We start from the raw sequence: 16,781 nt of genomic DNA on the forward strand, positions 1-16,781 counted from the left end.
ACTGCTTGCTCCAAAGTTAACATGTTGAGCAGTCCAAAATGACCGCTATATTAACCAAGGGGGTCAGTTTTTAAATGCCATTAGGGGGTCATTTTTACACTGCCGCTAACATTTGCCTGATGCTTTTTTATTGTAATAATCAGGGGATGTGAAAAATGTATATATTTAAAACTTCTACTCGCTGTTTATTTAAAAAGATTGGAGTCCATTGATGGATTTACTCAAGATCACACAGACCCGCTATACCACTAAAGCCTATGATCCTAGCAAGAAAATCCCAGCAGAACAGTTTGAACGCTTGTTAGAAATTTTGCGTCTGGCACCCTCTTCGATCAATATTCAGCCTTGGCATTTTTTTATTGCCGATCATGATGCCGCCAAACAGCGCATTGCCAAAGCCTTGGTTGGTACTTATGCCTACAATGCACCCAAAGTTCTGGATTCTTCACATACCATTTTATTCTGCACCAAAGCCGACATTAATGAGTTGCATCTAGAAAACTTATTGAACCGCGATGATCTCAGTGGCCGTTTTAAAGATGAATCAGCCAAAGAAGGTCAGAAAAATACCCGTGCAGGTTATATTCATTATTATCGTAATGAAAAAGGTGATATTCAGCGTTGGGCTGAAAACCAGACCTTCATTGCACTCGGTCAAATGCTCTTGGCTGCCGGAATTGAAGGGGTTGATGCCACACCAATTGGCGGCTTTGACGGAGAGATGATTAGTGAAGAATTACAACTTGCAGAACAGGGTTTGATCCCTTCTGTATTGCTGACTTTAGGCTATCGCAGTGAAAATGATTTCAATGCCAAACTCCCTAAATCACGTCTTGCCGCTGAAGATATTTTCACCAAACTGTAAGGAATTTATGCTATAAAAGGGGTCAAGCGCCCCTTTCCATGTCAATTCGGGCCTATTTTTTGCTTTATTTAATTTACATCTAATAGAATAACAATAGAGGTCATCTATGTCGCTCCTTACATCCAAATCCCTGAAATTTGAATGCCATCATTGCGATAAAATTTATCTCCAGCACTATAAAGAGCAACAGCATCGTTATCCGCACTGTCCAGACTGCCAACAGTCCGGTTTATTGCTTGGACTGGCCGAAGCAGGTGACCTGCTCCGACATCCGATTGAATTTGCATCCTCTTATGTCAAGCAGACATTGCATAAGCTAGGCAAATCACACTAGTCAAGCCTAGCAGTAATCCTAAAGTACTTGCAGGTTTGAGCCGTTCTTTAAAGAATACCAGACCTGCTATCACACCAAATACCACCACCAGAATATTCATGCCAGCAAAGACGATCGCAGGTGAATCCTTAAGCAGCATATGGGCTTTGACATAGAAAGCAATATTGGCAAAATTCAGGAAACCCAATAACAGACCAGCGCCGATATTCTGCATCGAGCCCAAGCTTTTATATTTGATTAACAGATAGCCCATCGAAATGATCAGGGCACAAACAAACATTAGATTCAGCGCCACCGCGAATTGGAGGCCCAGACTGGTTGTATATTTCAACAATACATCAATCAGTGCATAACCGACCCAGACCAAGCCCAGATACAACATTCCCTGACTGCTCTGTCCTGTACTTTGTCGATGTGAAAACAGGATGCACAGCACTGCTCCAATACCTAAAGCGATCCCAAGTATTTTCAGCTGATTAAACTGTTCCTGAAAAATGAAATAGGCTGCAGCCAGTGACAAAACTACAGAAAGTCGCTGGGCAATTTCGGTTTTTAAAATTCCAGCCGTTTGCAAAGCCTTGGCCAAAAACAGAAATACGCTCGGAAGCAAAATACCCAGAGCCAGAATAAGCAACCAAGGCGTCTGAGACATTGAAATATGCTGAATATCAGGCTTAAACCAGAAAAAACACAAGAGACTAGCTGTCATATAGTTCCAGCTAATCATGTGTATCGGACTCAAGCCCTTATTTTTGGCGACTTTTAATAATATTGAGACCGCAACGCTGCATAGCGCTGCTGCGAAAATCAGTTCCATATGCTGCTCTTATTCTTGATATTTATGAGTCTACAAAAAAGCCCACATTTGCAGTGGGCTTTTTTTATAAATGATTCACTGGGAATTATTTATAGTGTGACACCATTTTCTCTAAAGAGATTGGGCGAATCTTGTCTGCATTGCCTGCAGTACCAAAAGCTTCGTAACGATCGATACAGATTTGCTTCATTGCATCTACAGTTGCGCTGAAGAATTTACGTGGATCGAATTCGCTTGGTTTTTCTGCCATCATACGACGCATTGCACCGGTAGATGCTAAACGCAAGTCAGTATCGATGTTAATCTTGCGCACGCCGTGTTTGATCGCTTCAACCAGCTGTTCAACCGGAACACCGTAAGTTTCCTTGATGTCGCCGCCATACTGGTTAATCACTGCCAACCATTCTTGTGGCACAGAGCTTGAACCGTGCATGACAAGATGTGTGTTTGGAAGTGCTGCGTGAATTTCTTTAATGCGGTCAATCGCAAGAATATCACCTGTAGGTGGACGCGTGAACTTGTACGCACCGTGTGAAGTACCTACTGCAATTGCAAGCGCATCAACATTGGTATCAGCAACGAAGCTACGCGCTTCTTCAACTGAAGTCAGGAGTTGAGAATGATCCAGTACGCCTTCTGCGCCTACGCCATCTTCTTCACCCGCCATACCTGTTTCAAGGCTACCCAAACAACCGATTTCACCTTCAACAGATACGCCACACGCATGTGCCATTTGAACTGTACGGCGAGTCACATCAACGTTATATTCATATGAAGTTGGTGTTTTACCGTCTTCACCCAGTGAACCGTCCATCATTACTGATGAAAAGCCTAACTGGATTGAACGTTGACAAATGTCAGGGCTGGTACCGTGGTCTTGATGCATTACCACTGGAATATGTGGCCATTCTTCAATTGCAGCCAAAATTAGGTGACGCAAGAACGGAGCGCCTGCATATTTACGCGCACCCGCAGATGCTTGTACGATAACAGGTGAATTGGTTGCATCTGCTGCAAGCATAATTGCACGCATTTGTTCTAAGTTGTTTACGTTAAATGCTGGTACGCCGTAAGCATGTTCGCCGGCGTGATCCAAGAGCTGGCGCAATGAAATAAGAGCCATAATATCCTCCCAGTGAATGCCACATATTCTACATGTTCAAAGGTTTCAATTCAGCAACAAATAACACTATTTAAAAAAAATCCCTGCATTTGCAGGGATTTTGTGTCACATCAACCGGATTAAGGTGCTACAGGCTCTGAAGTCGCAGCAACTGACTCGTCTGCAGTTGCTTCATCGGCTGGTGCATTGGCAACTTCAGCCGGGATATCGGTATTTTTTTCGTCTAGAATTGGCTGATCAATGGCATCAATGGCAGCTTGCTGTTCTGGAGTCACCGCCTGATCCGCCACTGCTGCCGAGCTTTCTGCTTCAGCTTCTGGTGTGCTTTCCTGTTTTGCACATGCAGTCAGTGCCAGAGAAGCTGCTAATAATACTGCGATAGTTAACTGTTTCTTCATCACGTATTCTCGTCATTTGGTGATTTAATTACTGCATCTTATGACAGATTTATTGCATTTTAATGACGAAGCCATGAAGGGTAAGTTTTCACTGTCAAAAAAATGACATAAAAAAAGCTGGCACTGGGCCAGCTTTTTAGCTTAGGACATGCAATTAAGCACGTTCTAATAGTACCGCAACTGCAGGAAGAGTTTTACCTTCAACGAATTCAAGGAATGCACCGCCACCCGTCGAGATATAACCAATTTTGTCAGCCACTTCATATTTATCAATCGCAGCAAGTGTGTCCCCACCACCCGCGATCGAGAAACCTTCCGATTCAGCAATTGCTAAAGATAAAGTTTTAGTCCCTTCACCGAATTGATCGACTTCAAATACGCCAACCGGGCCATTCCAAAGAATGGTTTTAGAGGTTTTCAGAATTTCTGCAAATGCTTTCGCAGTTTCCGGACCTACATCCAGAATCATGTCGTTGTCAGCAACATCGGCAACGTTTTTCACCGTTGCTTTCGCAGCAGCCAATGAACCCAGGAAATCCTCAAAGTTGATTTCAGAGGCATCTGCAACCACAACGTCAGTAGGAAGTGGCACTGATACTTTTGCAGCAATGGCTTTTGCTGTATCGATCAGGTCTTTTTCACACAGTGATTTACCAACGTTATAGCCTGCTGCAGCAAGGAAAGTATTGGCAATACCACCACCCACGATCAATTGATCACAGATATCAGAAAGTGAGGTTAAAACATCCAGCTTGGTAGAGACTTTAGAACCCGCAACAATCGCCACCATTGGCTTTTCTGGCGTTTGCAGTGCACGGCCAAGTGCATCCAGTTCAGCTGCCAGTAAAGGACCTGCTGCTGCAACTTTCGCTAAACGCGCTACGCCTTCAGTAGATGCTTCTGCACGGTGCGCTGTACCAAAGGCATCCATTACAAATACGTCGCAAAGTGCTGCATATTTTGCTGCAAGTTCAGGATTGTTTTTCTTCTCGCCGACGTTAAAACGGCAGTTTTCAAGCAGAACCACCTGACCTGGCTGAACATCAACGCCATCTAAATAGTCAGTGAACAGTTTCACTTCTTGGCCCAAAGCTTCAGTCAAGTAAGCCGCTACAGGAGCAAGTGACTGTTCAGCCTTAGGCTCACCTTCAACCGGACGACCCAGATGAGAATACACCATGACTGCAGCGCCTTTTTCTAATGCTGCTTTAATCGTTGGCAATGCTGCACGAAGACGCGCATCGCTGGTGATCACACCATTTTTAACAGGAACGTTTAAATCTTCACGGATCAGAACACGTTTACCTGCTAAATCGAGGTCAGTCATACGCTGAAAGTTCATGTAGAGCTCACTTTATAGATATTAAAACCAGGCGATTTTAAATGATTATGCAGAAAAAGGTTAGCATCTTTTGCAGAAAACATTATGAATGCCAAAGTTTTGTTATGATAGAAAAAAGCCTCTTTTAGATTCAGTCCCTATGTCGATACATCCTGATCCAAATCTTAACCGTTTGAACGTGTTAGGTGAGCCTTTGTCCAGCTGTTGCTTCGATCCGATTACCGGTTATTTCCGCAATGGCTTTTGCCATACTGCGACCACTGATCTGGGCCAGCACACGGTTTGCGCGCAAATGACTTCAGAATTTCTGAATTTTTCTCAAAAAGTCGGTAATGACCTGATTACGCCTTTGCCTGAACTGGATTTCCCCGGCCTGCAACCTGGCGATTTCTGGTGTATCTGCGTAACGCGCTGGGTCGAAGCCTATGAAGCAGGTCAAGCACCTCCAATCAAGCTGCAAGCCTGTCACAAAGCTGTTCTGGCTTATGTGCCGTTAAATATTCTTGAGGAATATGCTGTCTAATGAATTCTGTACAGATTATTTTGGCATCATCCAGTCAAACCCGCAAAGCGCTGATGGATCGTCTGCATATTGATTATATTTCCATGGTACCGGATATTGATGAATCTCCTCGCGGGGAAAATCACGCAGATGATCTGGCACAACGACTAGCTTTCGAGAAAGCCAGATATATTGCCGAACAGAATCCTGAAGCGATTGTGATCGGCTCGGATCAGGTGGCATGGCGTGAAGGTGCACCGGATATTTTTATCGGTAAACCGTTAACGACTGAAAAAGCCATTCGCCAGCTCCAAGCTAACTCGGACAAGATTGTCTATTTCAGTACGGCGCTCAGTGTACAGCAACAATCGACGGGTTTTGAACAAAGTCTGGTCGAACACTATAAAGTCAAGTTTCGTAAACTTTCTCAGGCCGAAATCGAGCGCTATGTCGAGATTGAACAGCCACTGCATTGTGCTGGCAGTTTCAAATGTGAAAGCTTAGGAATTAGCCTGTTTGAAGAAATGACCGGGCAAGACCAGACCACACTGATGGGTATGCCGATGATCAAGCTATGCAATATTCTTCGTGAATTAAAAATTTTAGTTCCTTAATCTCTCTCTTTAAATTCAGGCTGTAATCTATGTCTCAACCTTTAGACGTTTTAGGCGGCATCACCGCTGAACAATTCCTTAGCGAATACTGGCAAAAGAAACCATTACTGGTGCGTAATGCGATGCCTGAAATCGCCAGTTTGCTTGAACCCAATGATGTGATGGAACTTGCGCTTGAAGAACATGTCACTGCCCGTCTCATCAAGCAGAAAGATCGTGATCCGAATCAATGGAGCGTGAAATCTTCACCTTTGCTCAAAGCAGATTTTCAGAAAATGCCAAAACTCTGGACACTTTTGGTTCAGGCTGTAGATCACTATTCATTTGACCTGTCGGCACTTTGGAAAAAATTCCCATTTATTCCACAATGGCGTCGCGATGACATCATGGTGTCTTATGCACCGCAAGGCGGTTCAGTCGGCAAGCATTTCGATTTCTATGATGTGTTTCTGGTACAAGGCTATGGCCATCGTCGCTGGCAGCTTGGGCAAATGTGTGATACCGAAACTCCATTTGTTCCGGGTCAACCGCTTAAATTATTGCCTGAAATAGAAGTGGACTTTGATGAAGTGCTGGCACCTGGCGACTTGCTCTATGTGCCGCCTGGTCTGGCTCATTACGGCGTGGCTGAAGATGACTGCCTGACTTATTCATTCGGTTTCCGCATGCCAAATATCAGTGACATGATGGATCGTGTCGGGGATAAATTCTCTGAAAATGAAACGCTGCGTAACCCATTGCTGGATATCATCCGTGATCAAGTCGGTGCTATCGGTGAAGTGAGCAGCAATGAGCTGGAATATCTGAAAGAACACATCATGCAGCAACTGCATAATTCCAATGTTCTCGAAGATGCCATCATGAGCTTGATGTCCGAACCTAAATATCCTGAAAACCTGCCTGAAGCAGAAGAAATCGGTACAGGTGATCTGGAAGAAGCACTCGATCAGGGCTATAGCCTGATGCTCGAACCTGCGTCACGCCTGCTTTATACTGAAACGGACGGCGACGTTCTGTTCTGGGCAAATGGTGAGGGTGTGTGCATCTCTGAGACATTTACCGCAAAACTCAAACAGCTTGCAGATGGTGAAGCGCTGTTATTCAGTGAAGACTTCGCTGATGAAGAAATTCTGGAAGATGTTGCAGCATTATTGAATGAAGCCGTGTTGATGTTGGTTCCACCTGCTGACGACGAGTAAGCGTTTAACGACTCGTTAAGCGATAATAAAAAGAGGATCACATGATCCTCTTTTTATTTTCTACTAAAATTCTAGTTACTTAAGGCTGATACAGCTCTAATACAACACGAATCAGCGTATCTCCTTGTTCAGATTCAATCTGGAACAATCCTCCCATGCGCTCAACCCGCATTTTCATGCTGCGCATTCCAATACTCAGGCCATTTTTTTGCACCATGTCAGCATCGAAACCGATGCCATTATCCTGAATGCTTAAAGTAAGCTGATGTGGCTGGGAATATTCCAGACTGACTTTTACCTGACTGGCCTGACTATGCTTAATGATATTGGTCAGACTTTCTTCGACTACTCGGATCAAGGTCAAACACTGTAATGCCGTCGGTTCACGCTGCCAGACTTTTGGAAATGACCATTCAACTACAATCCCCATTTCTTCCATCAGCTGGGTAAAACGATAACGTACCGGTGCGATCCAGAGTACCGGCGTTTGTGGGACTTTATTTTCAATAGATGAACCACTGTCAATGATTTGTCTGAGATCATCTCTGAGCAGTTTCAGCATGGAAAGAAACTGCTGTTTAGAAACTGTTTCGCTACTTTGATCCACCAGAATCATGGAACGGACAATAGACCCTCCCAACCCGTCATGCAGTTCATGTGACAGATTAATCCGTTCTTGCAGACGAACATTCGTCAGCTCCAGTTGATGTTTATCGCTCAGGCTTTTATTCAGGTCGGCACTGACCTGCTGAACTTTACGTTCTAACTGGGTATTAAATTTTTCGATTTTCCTGACATTACGATTCAAGCGTGTGCCCATAATCAGCACGACAAACAGGGTAATAATCGGTGAGGTATAGGGGGATAAAGGTGAAAATTCATTGACCTGGGTTTGGTTCAACATGATCAGGTCGATGACTACACACAGCAAAATCCCCCAGAGACACAGCGTCAGGAAAAGATATTCTCCATTTCGGGTTTTGATGGCCTGATAGCTGACATATACAGTACAACTAATAAAGAGCAATACATAGATGATAAACACTCCGCCCAGTACCTGCTCCAGATAATCCAAGGAACTGATCATAACCAGTAAGCTGGACAGAACGCTGACCAGAATAAATCCTCGCTCCAACTGCTTAAATTTCTGTTTTACAAAGCGGATCAGATACAGACAAAAACAATGGATATAGGCAATAAAAAAAAGCATATTGGCTTTAGCTGCCGAAATCGTGGAGTGAAATGGAAAATTTTCTGTAGTCAAGACATTGGAAATAAACAGAATCCACAACAGTGAACTGAGTGCCAGCCAGCCAAAAGTGGTTTCTGAACGCCGGAATAACCAGATAATGAAACAGATCAGCCCAATCGTGGCAGAGAAAATCATATTGATCTGGAATACGGTACGGCGATCCCAGATTTTTTCCAAATACTGCTGGCTATTCACCAACACATTATTAAACTGAATATTGCCCAGGCCCGCGCTTTGGAAACTGTAGCCATTTACATAAATCAGGATTTCATTACTGTCTTTACGCAAACCGCTAATCGGGAAAACCCAGTAACGCGGCATATTCCAGCTTTTCGACAAGGGCTCTTGCAAGTTCCGGTCAGACCAAAGCAAGTCACCATTCAGGAACACGGCACCTGCCGAATTAATATAATCAATAGAAAAGGCAACCGGTTCTGCAAGACGAATATTGTCCTGACATGACCAACGCCAGACAATCTTGTACCAGGCACCCCCATGATAATTCTTCCAGTTATTCTGCCAGTTATCCGGCAAACGTACGCTTTGCCAGCCCGATGTCGGCATCTCGGTAGGACCCTGAGCCTGAACCTTCTGAATATATTCGATCTTCACCTGACAAAGATCATTAATCTGAAAATGGTTTTGTGCCTGACTGATACTACAGAACAAGCAAAGCCAGCTGCACAGGACAAAAACACCGATCCATTTCAGTCGCTGCCGTTTGCTGCTTCTGGAACAGGCAGATGACATTACAGAATTCCCAGATGCCGTGCGGTACTGACCGCCTTGGTACGTTTACTGACCGAGAGTTTGCGGTAAATATGCTTGATATGACTTTCGACGGTATAGCGTGATACACAGAGCTGCTCGGCAATTTCACGATTACTCAGACCTTGCGCAACCAAGGACAGGATTTCCTGCTCCCGCTGTGTGAGCGTTTCCTGATCCGCAGCTGGCCTGTTCTGTTCTACTGTTCCTGAAATGGTGGGAATAGAAATCTGTTTTAAAATTTCACGGGCAACAAAGGGATCAATCGGTGCACCGCCACGCAAAATACTGCGAATAGCCAAGGCGACTTCAACATCATCCCGTTCTTTCAGCACATAACCGGTCGCACCGGCCTGAATTGCCCTAAACAGGCTATCTTGGGTACTCCAGGCAGACACCACCAGAATCAACGCTTGTGCGTCCTGTTCGCGGATTTTTTCAATAATTGAAATCCCACTTCCATCTGGTAAACCCAAATCTACTAAGGCCAGTGCAATCGGCTGTTGCTGCAAAACGGCATATGCTTCTTTCACCGTATTGGCAAATAACAGAACGTCATCCTGATAACCTAGATTGCTTAATATGATTTTTAAACGGCGCTGGATGACATATTCATCTTCAACGATTAATACTGGTACTGGCAAGACTGCCTCCGATGCTGTCATAAGCACGCCCCTTATATTTATTTTTATATATCCCCTTTAAGATTAAAATATAAACAAAATCACACTAAAAATCATGATTTATTTATTTTTTATTATCTGAAGTTTTAAGCAGCGAGAAACGCTTACGCCCGTTTTCCATATCATAGACATAAAAAATGCCATCTGTTTAGCAGATGGCAGTTCAAGATAGAAAATCTTTTGAAGTTATACGAGCTGTCTACTTTAAGCAGTACCGTATTGCTGTTTTAAATATTTCACAATCTCAGCCGATTCAAACATTTTGGTATCTGTATTTGGATCGACCAGATAGGGAAGCTGAATATTATTTCCCATCATTTCAAACAAATGTTCACGCTTACCGCCTGGTAGTGGTTCATATTTTCCCGGTTTTAAACGCAATTTGGCCGGTCCATAATCTTGCCAGCGCTCTTTAGCGACATTATGAAAAACAAACGGCACTTCCAGTTCACTCAAAACGGCGCGTACAATTCGGGTATAAGGACTGGCCTCAAAGCCCCATAATTCTAATAACAGTTCAGGTGTTGGCCGATCCTTAATCTTGGGAATCACCATTCCGCCGCGTAAACCATTGAGGACGGTTCCCGCAATTGCAGCCACTGGAATTTTAGGATAGTGAGCATATTTCTTGGGAGTTTTGCCGGTTTTGCCATAATGCTTGAACAGATGATCGATAATATCCTGAGACTCATAGAGTCGATCACCGGTATTTTCATCAACTAAAAAAGGAAATTGCAGTTTTCCACCCAATTGCTGCACCTCAGGACGGAAATGAGTACCCCCTCGTGGACATGGATAAACTTCATAATCCAGATTTAGCAAGGTCATGACTTCACGCACCCGACGACAAAATGGTGAACCCTCGTATTCATAGAGCTTCAAGGCTTTTTCAGGCTGATTTGGAAACGGTGTACCCACCATCCCACGTCCACCTTCAGCGATTGAAGAGGCCAAAGCTTGTACAACTTTAATTTGATGACTCAACATAGTATTTTCCTATTTTTGTTTTATATGAATGAAAGACAGAATCTAGGCATCCTGTCTTTCAGGGTACAGATAAGTTTTGTTGTTATTCTTTCATGCAGAAATGCAGATTCCGGCCGATTAAGCCACTAATGCTGTTTTAGACACCACAATACCATTATTGTCTGCATAGACATACTCGCCTGCATTAAACGTGACACCACCAAAACAGAGAGAGATATCAACTTCACCCACACCCTTGCGGTTGCTCTTTTGCGGAATAGCCGCCAATGCATGCACACCAAGATCAAGTTCAGCAATCGCATCGACATCACGAACGCAACCATAAATAATTACGCCATTCCAGTGATTTTTTACCGCTGATTCTGCAATCAGGTCACCCATCAAGGCACAGCGCATGGATGCACCGCCATCTACGACCAGGACCTTGCCTGTTCCATCTGTGGCCAACAACTCTTTCACCCGCGAGTTATCTTCAAAACATTTTACTGTCACAATCTGACCGCCAAAGGTTTTGCGCGCCCCATAACTCTTAAAAAATTTACCGTCCAGGCAAGGTGTCACCACCTGAAGCTCTAATTCTGGATGATCATCTAACAAGTCACAGGTAACAAATGCTGCTGTAGACACGGTGTTTTCCCCTCATTTCATTTTTTGTATGCGTAAATTATCATAAATTTCAAATTTTACCGTCTGAGTTAGCGCGGCCTCGACCATAGTATGAGCCACCTGCTCGGCTGTCACTGGCTTATACGCAAAACTATCCGGAATAAAACGCGATACTTTGTGGTAAACCTGCTGCGCGATATCTTCCAAAAAACGCTGCTCTGGACGTTCACCAATGAGCAATGAAGGTCGAATCAAACTGATTCTGTCCAAGGACAATGTTTGTATATATTCTTCCAGTTCACCTTTGACCCGATTATAGTAAAAATGCGATTGGGAATCGGCACCCATTGCGCTTAGCAAAAGATAATGGGCTGAGGTTTGCTGTAACAGCTCTGCAAAGTGAGCATTTATGGTATAGTCAATACTATAAAATGCCTGTTTGGATCCGGCTTTTTTCATGGTGCTGCCCAGGCAGCTAAAACCATGGCTATGCTTGCTGACATCCTGATCATTCAACATCAGGAAATCTTCCAGTACCAGTTGTTGAACTTTATCCAAAGCATCCAGATCATTTTGATGTTTTCTGACCACTGCAGTAATCTGCTGGCAAGTCGGCTCATCTTGCAAACGTTTTATCAGTTGTTTTCCCACCAAGCCAGTGGCACCTATCACGATGGGATGAGTCAGTGATTTAGTCATTTTTTATACGATCTCCTGGGTGGAATACTAATCTAACGTTTTCTTTAGAATTTTTCTGCATCTAAAATGTTGTCAAAGCATGTCAAGACTTGACTTCGGTGCTTAGTTTAATCAAAATATGGCACTTGTTTACGGGCTGGTGATAATTCCTCTGATGTTGGTTTTCAGTTGAGTTTCAGCCCGCCCAGACCAATCTATTTCAAGGAGTGCACGAGTGGCAAACTCTGCTCAAGCTAAAAAACGTGCTCGTCAAAACGTTAAAGCACGCAAACACAACGCAAGCTTGCGTTCTATGGTTCGTACCTATCTTAAACGTACATTAGCTGCTATCAGCACTAATGACTATGCAGTTGCTACTGAAGCGTACAAATCGCTTGTTCCAGTAATCGACCGTATGGCTGACAAAGGCATCATCCATAAAAACAAAGCAGCTCGTCATAAGAGCCGCTTGAACGCGCAAGTTAAAGCACTAGCTTCTAACTAATCGCAAATGAAAAAAGCCCTTTTTAGGGCTTTTTTTGTGTCTGGAATTTGAAGAAACTAAAAAATATAATGACTCATTCAGAAAAATAATTTGTTTAGACAGCACTCATCCAGTCAATGCGATACTGTGAGATAAAAACCTGAATCTCCCTCTCTTTTAGATTATTGATCTTTATCCATAGAGGATGGCGAAGTGGTTTTATCCTGTTTCGTATTGTCAGTGTCCCGCTTTTGACATGCGGTTAAACCCAAAATCGCGATCAGGCTAAAAATTGTGATAACTTTCATAATTTTCCTCAAGATGAATATTTCTATATTTATTAAGCATAGATAATTTTTATACTTACATTATTGAATTTTCACCCTATAAATGTAAAAGGTGCAGTTTAAAATTTATTTTTATCGTTTTAGCCTGAACTTTATTGAATGATCAATATGAAACGCCCCACCATCTTTATAATTTCTAACTCCCCAATAAAAAACTCAATTGCTGTGAACAATTGAGTTTTGAATAGATCAATTTAATTTAAGAAAGTTGGGAACGTTTAAAATCAGCAATATCCAGTTCATGTACCTGACCGCGCCAGATCCATTTCAGTTTGGACTCCAAAAACACATCACCTTCAAACCAGACAAACAGACCTTCCATCATTTTTGGCCAGTCTTCCCGACTGACGTCTTGACGCCCTGACATCACTGCAATCATCGCTGCGAGAATAGTATCGTGGCTGACAGCCAAACTCAGCCCATATTTATTTTGTGGATGGGTGTTGTAAATCAGTTCCAGTACATCCACCACGCCATGAATCGGCTGTTTCATCCCAGGCAAGGCATTATTGACAAAACTGTTAATAAAACCGAGTGCACCCTGCTTGGCAAAATAAGGCCCAGCTTTTTGAATATCCAGCACAAAGCTGCCAGGCTCCATCAGAAGTCCCTGTTCAATAATTTCAATACGATGGGTATTCTGCTCAGGGGTAACCGCATCTGCCCCTTCAATCATCAATGCAGCGGTATCAATACACCGCTGGATCGGACTTGAAATACAGTGATGAATCACACGATCAGTTTGATCAGCCAGATAAGCACCCCATTCCTGCGCCAGATCCCGCCCCTGATTGGTCAGTTGCAGATCATAGCCTGCCAAACCTTGACCCGGAACCTCTTCACGAATCGAATGCCGTGTAAATAAGGTGACAGGCGTCTGTACATCGGGCAATAAATCAATTGCACTCAACATACTCGGTGGAAGCAGTTTCAGGGACACGTTACAGCCAACTCTGGATTTGGTAATAGGTTAAGCACCACTATAACACGCTCAGAATTTTGCTCAATGCTCGGCCTGCATGTCAGAAACCGCCTGCAATGCAATAATTTTCATATCATTATTCTTATAAGCAATGAATCCGCCATTCAGCAAAGTATCCCGATGATTATAAATAAATGGGCGACCTTCTAAATCGACCAAGCCACCCCCAATCCGTTCGAGCATACATTGACCAGCGCTGGTATCCCATTCCGAGGTCGGATGAAAACGTGGATAGATATCCACCTGATCTTCCAGCATCATGCAAAATTTATAAGCGCTGCCCGCTTTAAATTCAGTGTAGTCCGTGAGCTTGGCCAAACTTTGTAAATATTCGAGATATTTCGGTTTCTGCTGGCTACTTTGGCTCAACCCTACAGCAATCATTTTAGATGTCGAAGACATTGCATAAGCAAACCATGTTCTAGTTTGAATATCATATTTATAAGGCAAGCCCTGCTCAGGACAGAAATAAATCAGTTGCTGCTCTGGAACCGCCAATATGGCAAAAGTGGTCAAACTGCCTCTGACCAGACTCAAATTAATGGTAAATTCGGGGCGCTGGTGCAAAAACTCTTTAGTGCCATCTAACGGATCCAGTAACCAGAATTCTGACCATGAGCGGCGTTCATGTTCCTGTCCTTCTTCAGACAGTAAAGGCAAGCTGGAAATCTCTGCCAAAGCTTGGGTCAGATAAGTATTAACCCGAAAATCTGCCTGAGTCACCGGAGAATTATCATTTTTTTTGATGACATCAAAAGCTGCACCAGAACAATAACGCTGATATTCTTCTCGCAAAATTTCACAGGCTTGTGTCAAAATGGGCACAAACTGCAAAATCATTGGATCTTGTGGTGCTGCTGTTGCTTTAAACATAGAAAACCTAAATATGTCAAAATGCTCTGAAAAACCTACCATAATTTTCGATATGGATGGTTAAGACTGCAAACGTTTAATTTAGATATATTTTTTATTTAATATTTAATTTTATAAATATTTATGTACACACTACTGTACACATTCAAAAATATACCTGATTCATTATAAGCAAAAAGCCATTATCTTAAAGTTTAAAATTTGAAGCTAAACTCCATAAAATAGAAATTGAAGCATTAAGCTGTTATAAAGAATATTCCTCATACAATAATGGTTAAAATAATGGCAGATAATTTTAAAAATTTAGCAACTTTGGGAGAAAATCTTAAGAAATTGTCAGAAACTCCATCTGTTCCGCTTACTGATGTGTATTCCGACACTTTTTTTAAGAAGCACACACCTTTCCAAAGCTTTCAAGAGTTCCTTGAAAAAGGAGGTTTTACGATAAATTCTCAAGAAGATTTAGAAAATATTTCAGATGAAGATTTAAATAAATTCACTAATGAGAATACAAATTTTGAAAGTTTTGAAAAGTTGCAAGAATTGGCTGTAGCTGAGTTCACGAGAAATCTAATTTTTAAGAATTTCAAATAACAAAAGCCCTCACTTGGAGGGCTTTTCTATAATTGAAATAACAGCCTTATGCCTGGACTGACAATCTACATATTTTCGTCGATCATCAACCATCACCTGCAGTACTTCTTTTGCTTGGCCTGACTTTAATTCCAGTAGATCAGGACAAGGCGTTTTAAGATTGGCCGGTATTACCAGCGGCATTGGCTGCTGACACCCCATCGTCATCAAAGCAATTAGTGTGGATATAAACAGGACGTTCCACGATCTTTTGCACTTCACGTGTAATAACTTCGGTTTTAACGCGCTCAACTTCTTTTGATTCTTCATATTGTTCACTTGCCTGGTTGGCCAGCTCCTGTGCTTTCTTTTCAGCATCGAGATACGGTTTAAGTTTTTTATTGATTTTGTCCTGGCACTTCACGTCAGCCTTGCGCAGATCCCCGGCTAAACGATTGGCCTGAAAGAGCTGGCAAAGGATCACGATGCAAAGCGCCACAATCATGGACCAGCGTTTGTTGTTCCAGATCAGCAATAGAAATGGCATTTAGTTCACTCCCATGCATTTGTTGTAGCGTTCAACTTGTCGGGTCCATACCCCATAGCAATTGTTAGAACGAATTGAACAGTCACGTTTGGCCACATATTTCCATTTCAAAAGTGATTTACATGCCTGGACATATTCACGTGCTTTCAAGTGACGAAGCATTGAAGATCCAGACCAAGCACCAGTGCCGTACTGATAGGTGAAATCTAGGTAGAGATCATATTCAGGCTGGGAAATTGGAATATTCAGAATGGTTTTGTTAAATCGCTGTGCATCCTTATTCATGTGCAATTTGAGATATTCAAAGGCCTGTTTGCGATCAATCGCTGGATCAGTCATTTTGACCTTAATACCATTCGGATAGACTGTAGTGCCGTGGCCAATGGTCGGTACATCTCCTTTAACCGGAATCACTGGCTTGGATGTATAACCTTCTTTTATTGCTGTAGCTTGCACCTGTTCTTCACTTGGACCAGTGATCCACATCCCTGCGGCAAGCACAAGAGAAGAACCAATCACATAGTATTTAGTCTTGTTTGACATCGTAATATTTCTCCCATTGCTCTACTTTTAGTTTGTGGATCTCATCGGCTCGTTTATTTTCTAGTCGCTTGTAGTGCCAGTTCACAACGAAGCCTGCCAAAGCAAGTGCGATACCCATCCAAGCCAGGACATCGACTGAAGCAAGCCATGCCACAAAACCAGAAGCGGCTCCTGCATACGTTGTTTTTGATGCAGCGGATGAAACAGTCGCTGCCATTTCCATTGCTGCTGATTTCTGATCGGACATGCCGCCCCCCAATTTTT

The 16,781-nt window shown here is 42.9% G+C and carries 22 protein-coding genes; 7 read left to right on the top strand and 15 right to left on the bottom strand.

Annotation, left to right across the window (positions count from 1 at the left end; all coding sequences use genetic code 11):
* Positions 1-211 precede the first annotated feature (211 nt).
* Positions 212-865, top strand: a complete 654-nt coding sequence (gene nfsB / locus WFH18_RS04160; protein ID WP_004646745.1) for an oxygen-insensitive NAD(P)H nitroreductase — start codon at positions 212-214, stop codon at positions 863-865.
* 106 nt (positions 866-971) lie between these two features.
* Positions 972-1,199 carry a hypothetical protein gene (locus WFH18_RS04165; protein WP_004646744.1) on the top strand — a complete coding sequence of 76 codons (228 nt, stop codon included), beginning with the start codon at positions 972-974 and terminating at the stop codon, positions 1,197-1,199.
* On the opposite strand, the gene WFH18_RS04170 is transcribed toward WFH18_RS04165, so the two are convergent.
* The 4 genes from WFH18_RS04170 to WFH18_RS04185 form a co-directional block, all read right to left on the bottom strand.
* Positions 1,162-2,016, bottom strand: a complete 855-nt coding sequence (locus tag WFH18_RS04170; RefSeq protein WP_004646742.1) for an EamA family transporter — start codon at positions 2,014-2,016, stop codon at positions 1,162-1,164. The genes WFH18_RS04165 and WFH18_RS04170 overlap by 38 nt on opposite strands.
* An 85-nt stretch (positions 2,017-2,101) precedes the next feature.
* Positions 2,102-3,139: a class II fructose-bisphosphate aldolase gene (gene fba / locus WFH18_RS04175; RefSeq protein ID WP_004279853.1), complete on the bottom strand. Its 1,038-nt coding sequence runs from the start codon at positions 3,137-3,139 to the stop codon at positions 2,102-2,104.
* A 119-nt stretch (positions 3,140-3,258) separates the two neighbouring features.
* On the bottom strand, positions 3,259-3,537 hold the full coding sequence (locus WFH18_RS04180) for a hypothetical protein (RefSeq protein ID WP_004646741.1): 279 nt from the start codon (positions 3,535-3,537) through the stop codon (positions 3,259-3,261).
* A gap of 154 nt (positions 3,538-3,691) precedes the next feature.
* Positions 3,692-4,879, bottom strand: coding sequence for a phosphoglycerate kinase (locus tag WFH18_RS04185; RefSeq protein ID WP_004646740.1), 1,188 nt, complete (start codon positions 4,877-4,879; stop codon positions 3,692-3,694).
* A gap of 139 nt (positions 4,880-5,018) precedes the next feature.
* Here WFH18_RS04185 and WFH18_RS04190 point away from each other — a divergent pair, with 139 nt between their 5' ends.
* From WFH18_RS04190 to WFH18_RS04200, 3 genes are read left to right on the top strand one after another with little or no spacing between them, the layout of a single operon-like run.
* Positions 5,019-5,402 (top strand): DUF2237 family protein, encoded by a 384-nt coding sequence (locus tag WFH18_RS04190; RefSeq protein WP_004279857.1) that lies wholly within the window; start codon positions 5,019-5,021, stop codon positions 5,400-5,402.
* Positions 5,402-5,995 (top strand): Maf family protein, encoded by a 594-nt coding sequence (locus WFH18_RS04195; RefSeq protein ID WP_004646739.1) that lies wholly within the window; start codon positions 5,402-5,404, stop codon positions 5,993-5,995. The genes WFH18_RS04190 and WFH18_RS04195 overlap by 1 nt, the downstream gene beginning before the upstream one ends.
* Before the next feature lie 29 nt (positions 5,996-6,024).
* Positions 6,025-7,194 carry a ribosomal protein uL16 3-hydroxylase gene (locus WFH18_RS04200; protein ID WP_004646738.1) on the top strand — a complete coding sequence of 390 codons (1,170 nt, stop codon included), beginning with the start codon at positions 6,025-6,027 and terminating at the stop codon, positions 7,192-7,194.
* Positions 7,195-7,273: 79 nt separating this feature from the next.
* Here WFH18_RS04200 and WFH18_RS04205 read toward each other — a convergent pair whose 3' ends face one another.
* The 5 genes from WFH18_RS04205 to WFH18_RS04225 form a co-directional block, all read right to left on the bottom strand.
* Positions 7,274-9,196 (bottom strand): sensor histidine kinase, encoded by a 1,923-nt coding sequence (locus WFH18_RS04205; protein ID WP_004646735.1) that lies wholly within the window; start codon positions 9,194-9,196, stop codon positions 7,274-7,276.
* Positions 9,196-9,879: a response regulator gene (locus WFH18_RS04210; protein ID WP_004646734.1), complete on the bottom strand. Its 684-nt coding sequence runs from the start codon at positions 9,877-9,879 to the stop codon at positions 9,196-9,198. The genes WFH18_RS04205 and WFH18_RS04210 overlap by 1 nt, the downstream gene beginning before the upstream one ends.
* Positions 9,880-10,101: 222 nt before the next feature.
* Positions 10,102-10,884, bottom strand: coding sequence for a glutathione S-transferase N-terminal domain-containing protein (locus WFH18_RS04215; RefSeq protein ID WP_005263051.1), 783 nt, complete (start codon positions 10,882-10,884; stop codon positions 10,102-10,104).
* A 117-nt stretch (positions 10,885-11,001) separates the two neighbouring features.
* Positions 11,002-11,511 carry a ribonuclease E activity regulator RraA gene (gene rraA, locus WFH18_RS04220; RefSeq protein WP_004279866.1) on the bottom strand — a complete coding sequence of 170 codons (510 nt, stop codon included), beginning with the start codon at positions 11,509-11,511 and terminating at the stop codon, positions 11,002-11,004.
* A gap of 12 nt (positions 11,512-11,523) precedes the next feature.
* Complete coding sequence (locus tag WFH18_RS04225; protein ID WP_004646732.1) at positions 11,524-12,189, bottom strand: NAD(P)H-binding protein; 666 nt, start codon at positions 12,187-12,189, stop codon at positions 11,524-11,526.
* Between the two features lie 214 nt (positions 12,190-12,403).
* Between WFH18_RS04225 and rpsT the strand changes: the two genes are divergently transcribed.
* Positions 12,404-12,673: a 30S ribosomal protein S20 gene (rpsT, locus tag WFH18_RS04230; protein ID WP_004279868.1), complete on the top strand. Its 270-nt coding sequence runs from the start codon at positions 12,404-12,406 to the stop codon at positions 12,671-12,673.
* Positions 12,674-12,834: 161 nt separating this feature from the next.
* Here the strand turns inward: rpsT and WFH18_RS04235 are convergent, their stop codons facing one another.
* The 3 genes from WFH18_RS04235 to WFH18_RS04245 form a co-directional block, all read right to left on the bottom strand.
* Complete coding sequence (locus tag WFH18_RS04235) at positions 12,835-12,960, bottom strand: hypothetical protein (RefSeq protein WP_004646731.1); 126 nt, start codon at positions 12,958-12,960, stop codon at positions 12,835-12,837.
* Between the two features lie 238 nt (positions 12,961-13,198).
* Positions 13,199-13,939: a histidine phosphatase family protein gene (locus WFH18_RS04240; RefSeq protein ID WP_004646730.1), complete on the bottom strand. Its 741-nt coding sequence runs from the start codon at positions 13,937-13,939 to the stop codon at positions 13,199-13,201.
* Between the two features lie 63 nt (positions 13,940-14,002).
* The gene (locus WFH18_RS04245; protein WP_004646729.1) at positions 14,003-14,854 is read right to left on the bottom strand and encodes a 3'(2'),5'-bisphosphate nucleotidase CysQ family protein; all 852 of its coding nucleotides are present in this window, start codon (positions 14,852-14,854) and stop codon (positions 14,003-14,005) included.
* Between the two features lie 282 nt (positions 14,855-15,136).
* On the opposite strand from WFH18_RS04245, the gene WFH18_RS04250 reads away from it, so the two are divergent.
* Positions 15,137-15,448 (top strand): hypothetical protein, encoded by a 312-nt coding sequence (locus WFH18_RS04250; protein WP_336754621.1) that lies wholly within the window; start codon positions 15,137-15,139, stop codon positions 15,446-15,448.
* Positions 15,449-15,602: 154 nt separating this feature from the next.
* Here WFH18_RS04250 and WFH18_RS04255 read toward each other — a convergent pair whose 3' ends face one another.
* The 3 genes from WFH18_RS04255 to WFH18_RS04265 are packed head-to-tail and all read right to left on the bottom strand — an operon-like array spanning position 15,603 to position 16,764.
* Entirely contained in the window at positions 15,603-15,974 is a 372-nt protein-coding gene (locus tag WFH18_RS04255; protein WP_336754622.1) for a hypothetical protein, read from the bottom strand.
* A complete protein-coding gene (locus WFH18_RS04260) occupies positions 15,975-16,517 on the bottom strand; it encodes a glycoside hydrolase family protein (RefSeq protein WP_336754623.1) in 543 nt (180 codons plus the stop codon).
* On the bottom strand, positions 16,501-16,764 hold the full coding sequence (locus WFH18_RS04265) for a holin (RefSeq protein WP_336754624.1): 264 nt from the start codon (positions 16,762-16,764) through the stop codon (positions 16,501-16,503). The genes WFH18_RS04260 and WFH18_RS04265 overlap by 17 nt, the downstream gene beginning before the upstream one ends.
* Between the last annotated feature and the right edge of the window lie 17 nt (positions 16,765-16,781).

This window comes from Acinetobacter sp. USHLN143, assembly GCF_037145695.1.
In the GTDB taxonomy this organism is placed as follows: Bacteria; Pseudomonadota; Gammaproteobacteria; order Pseudomonadales; family Moraxellaceae; genus Acinetobacter; species Acinetobacter fasciculus.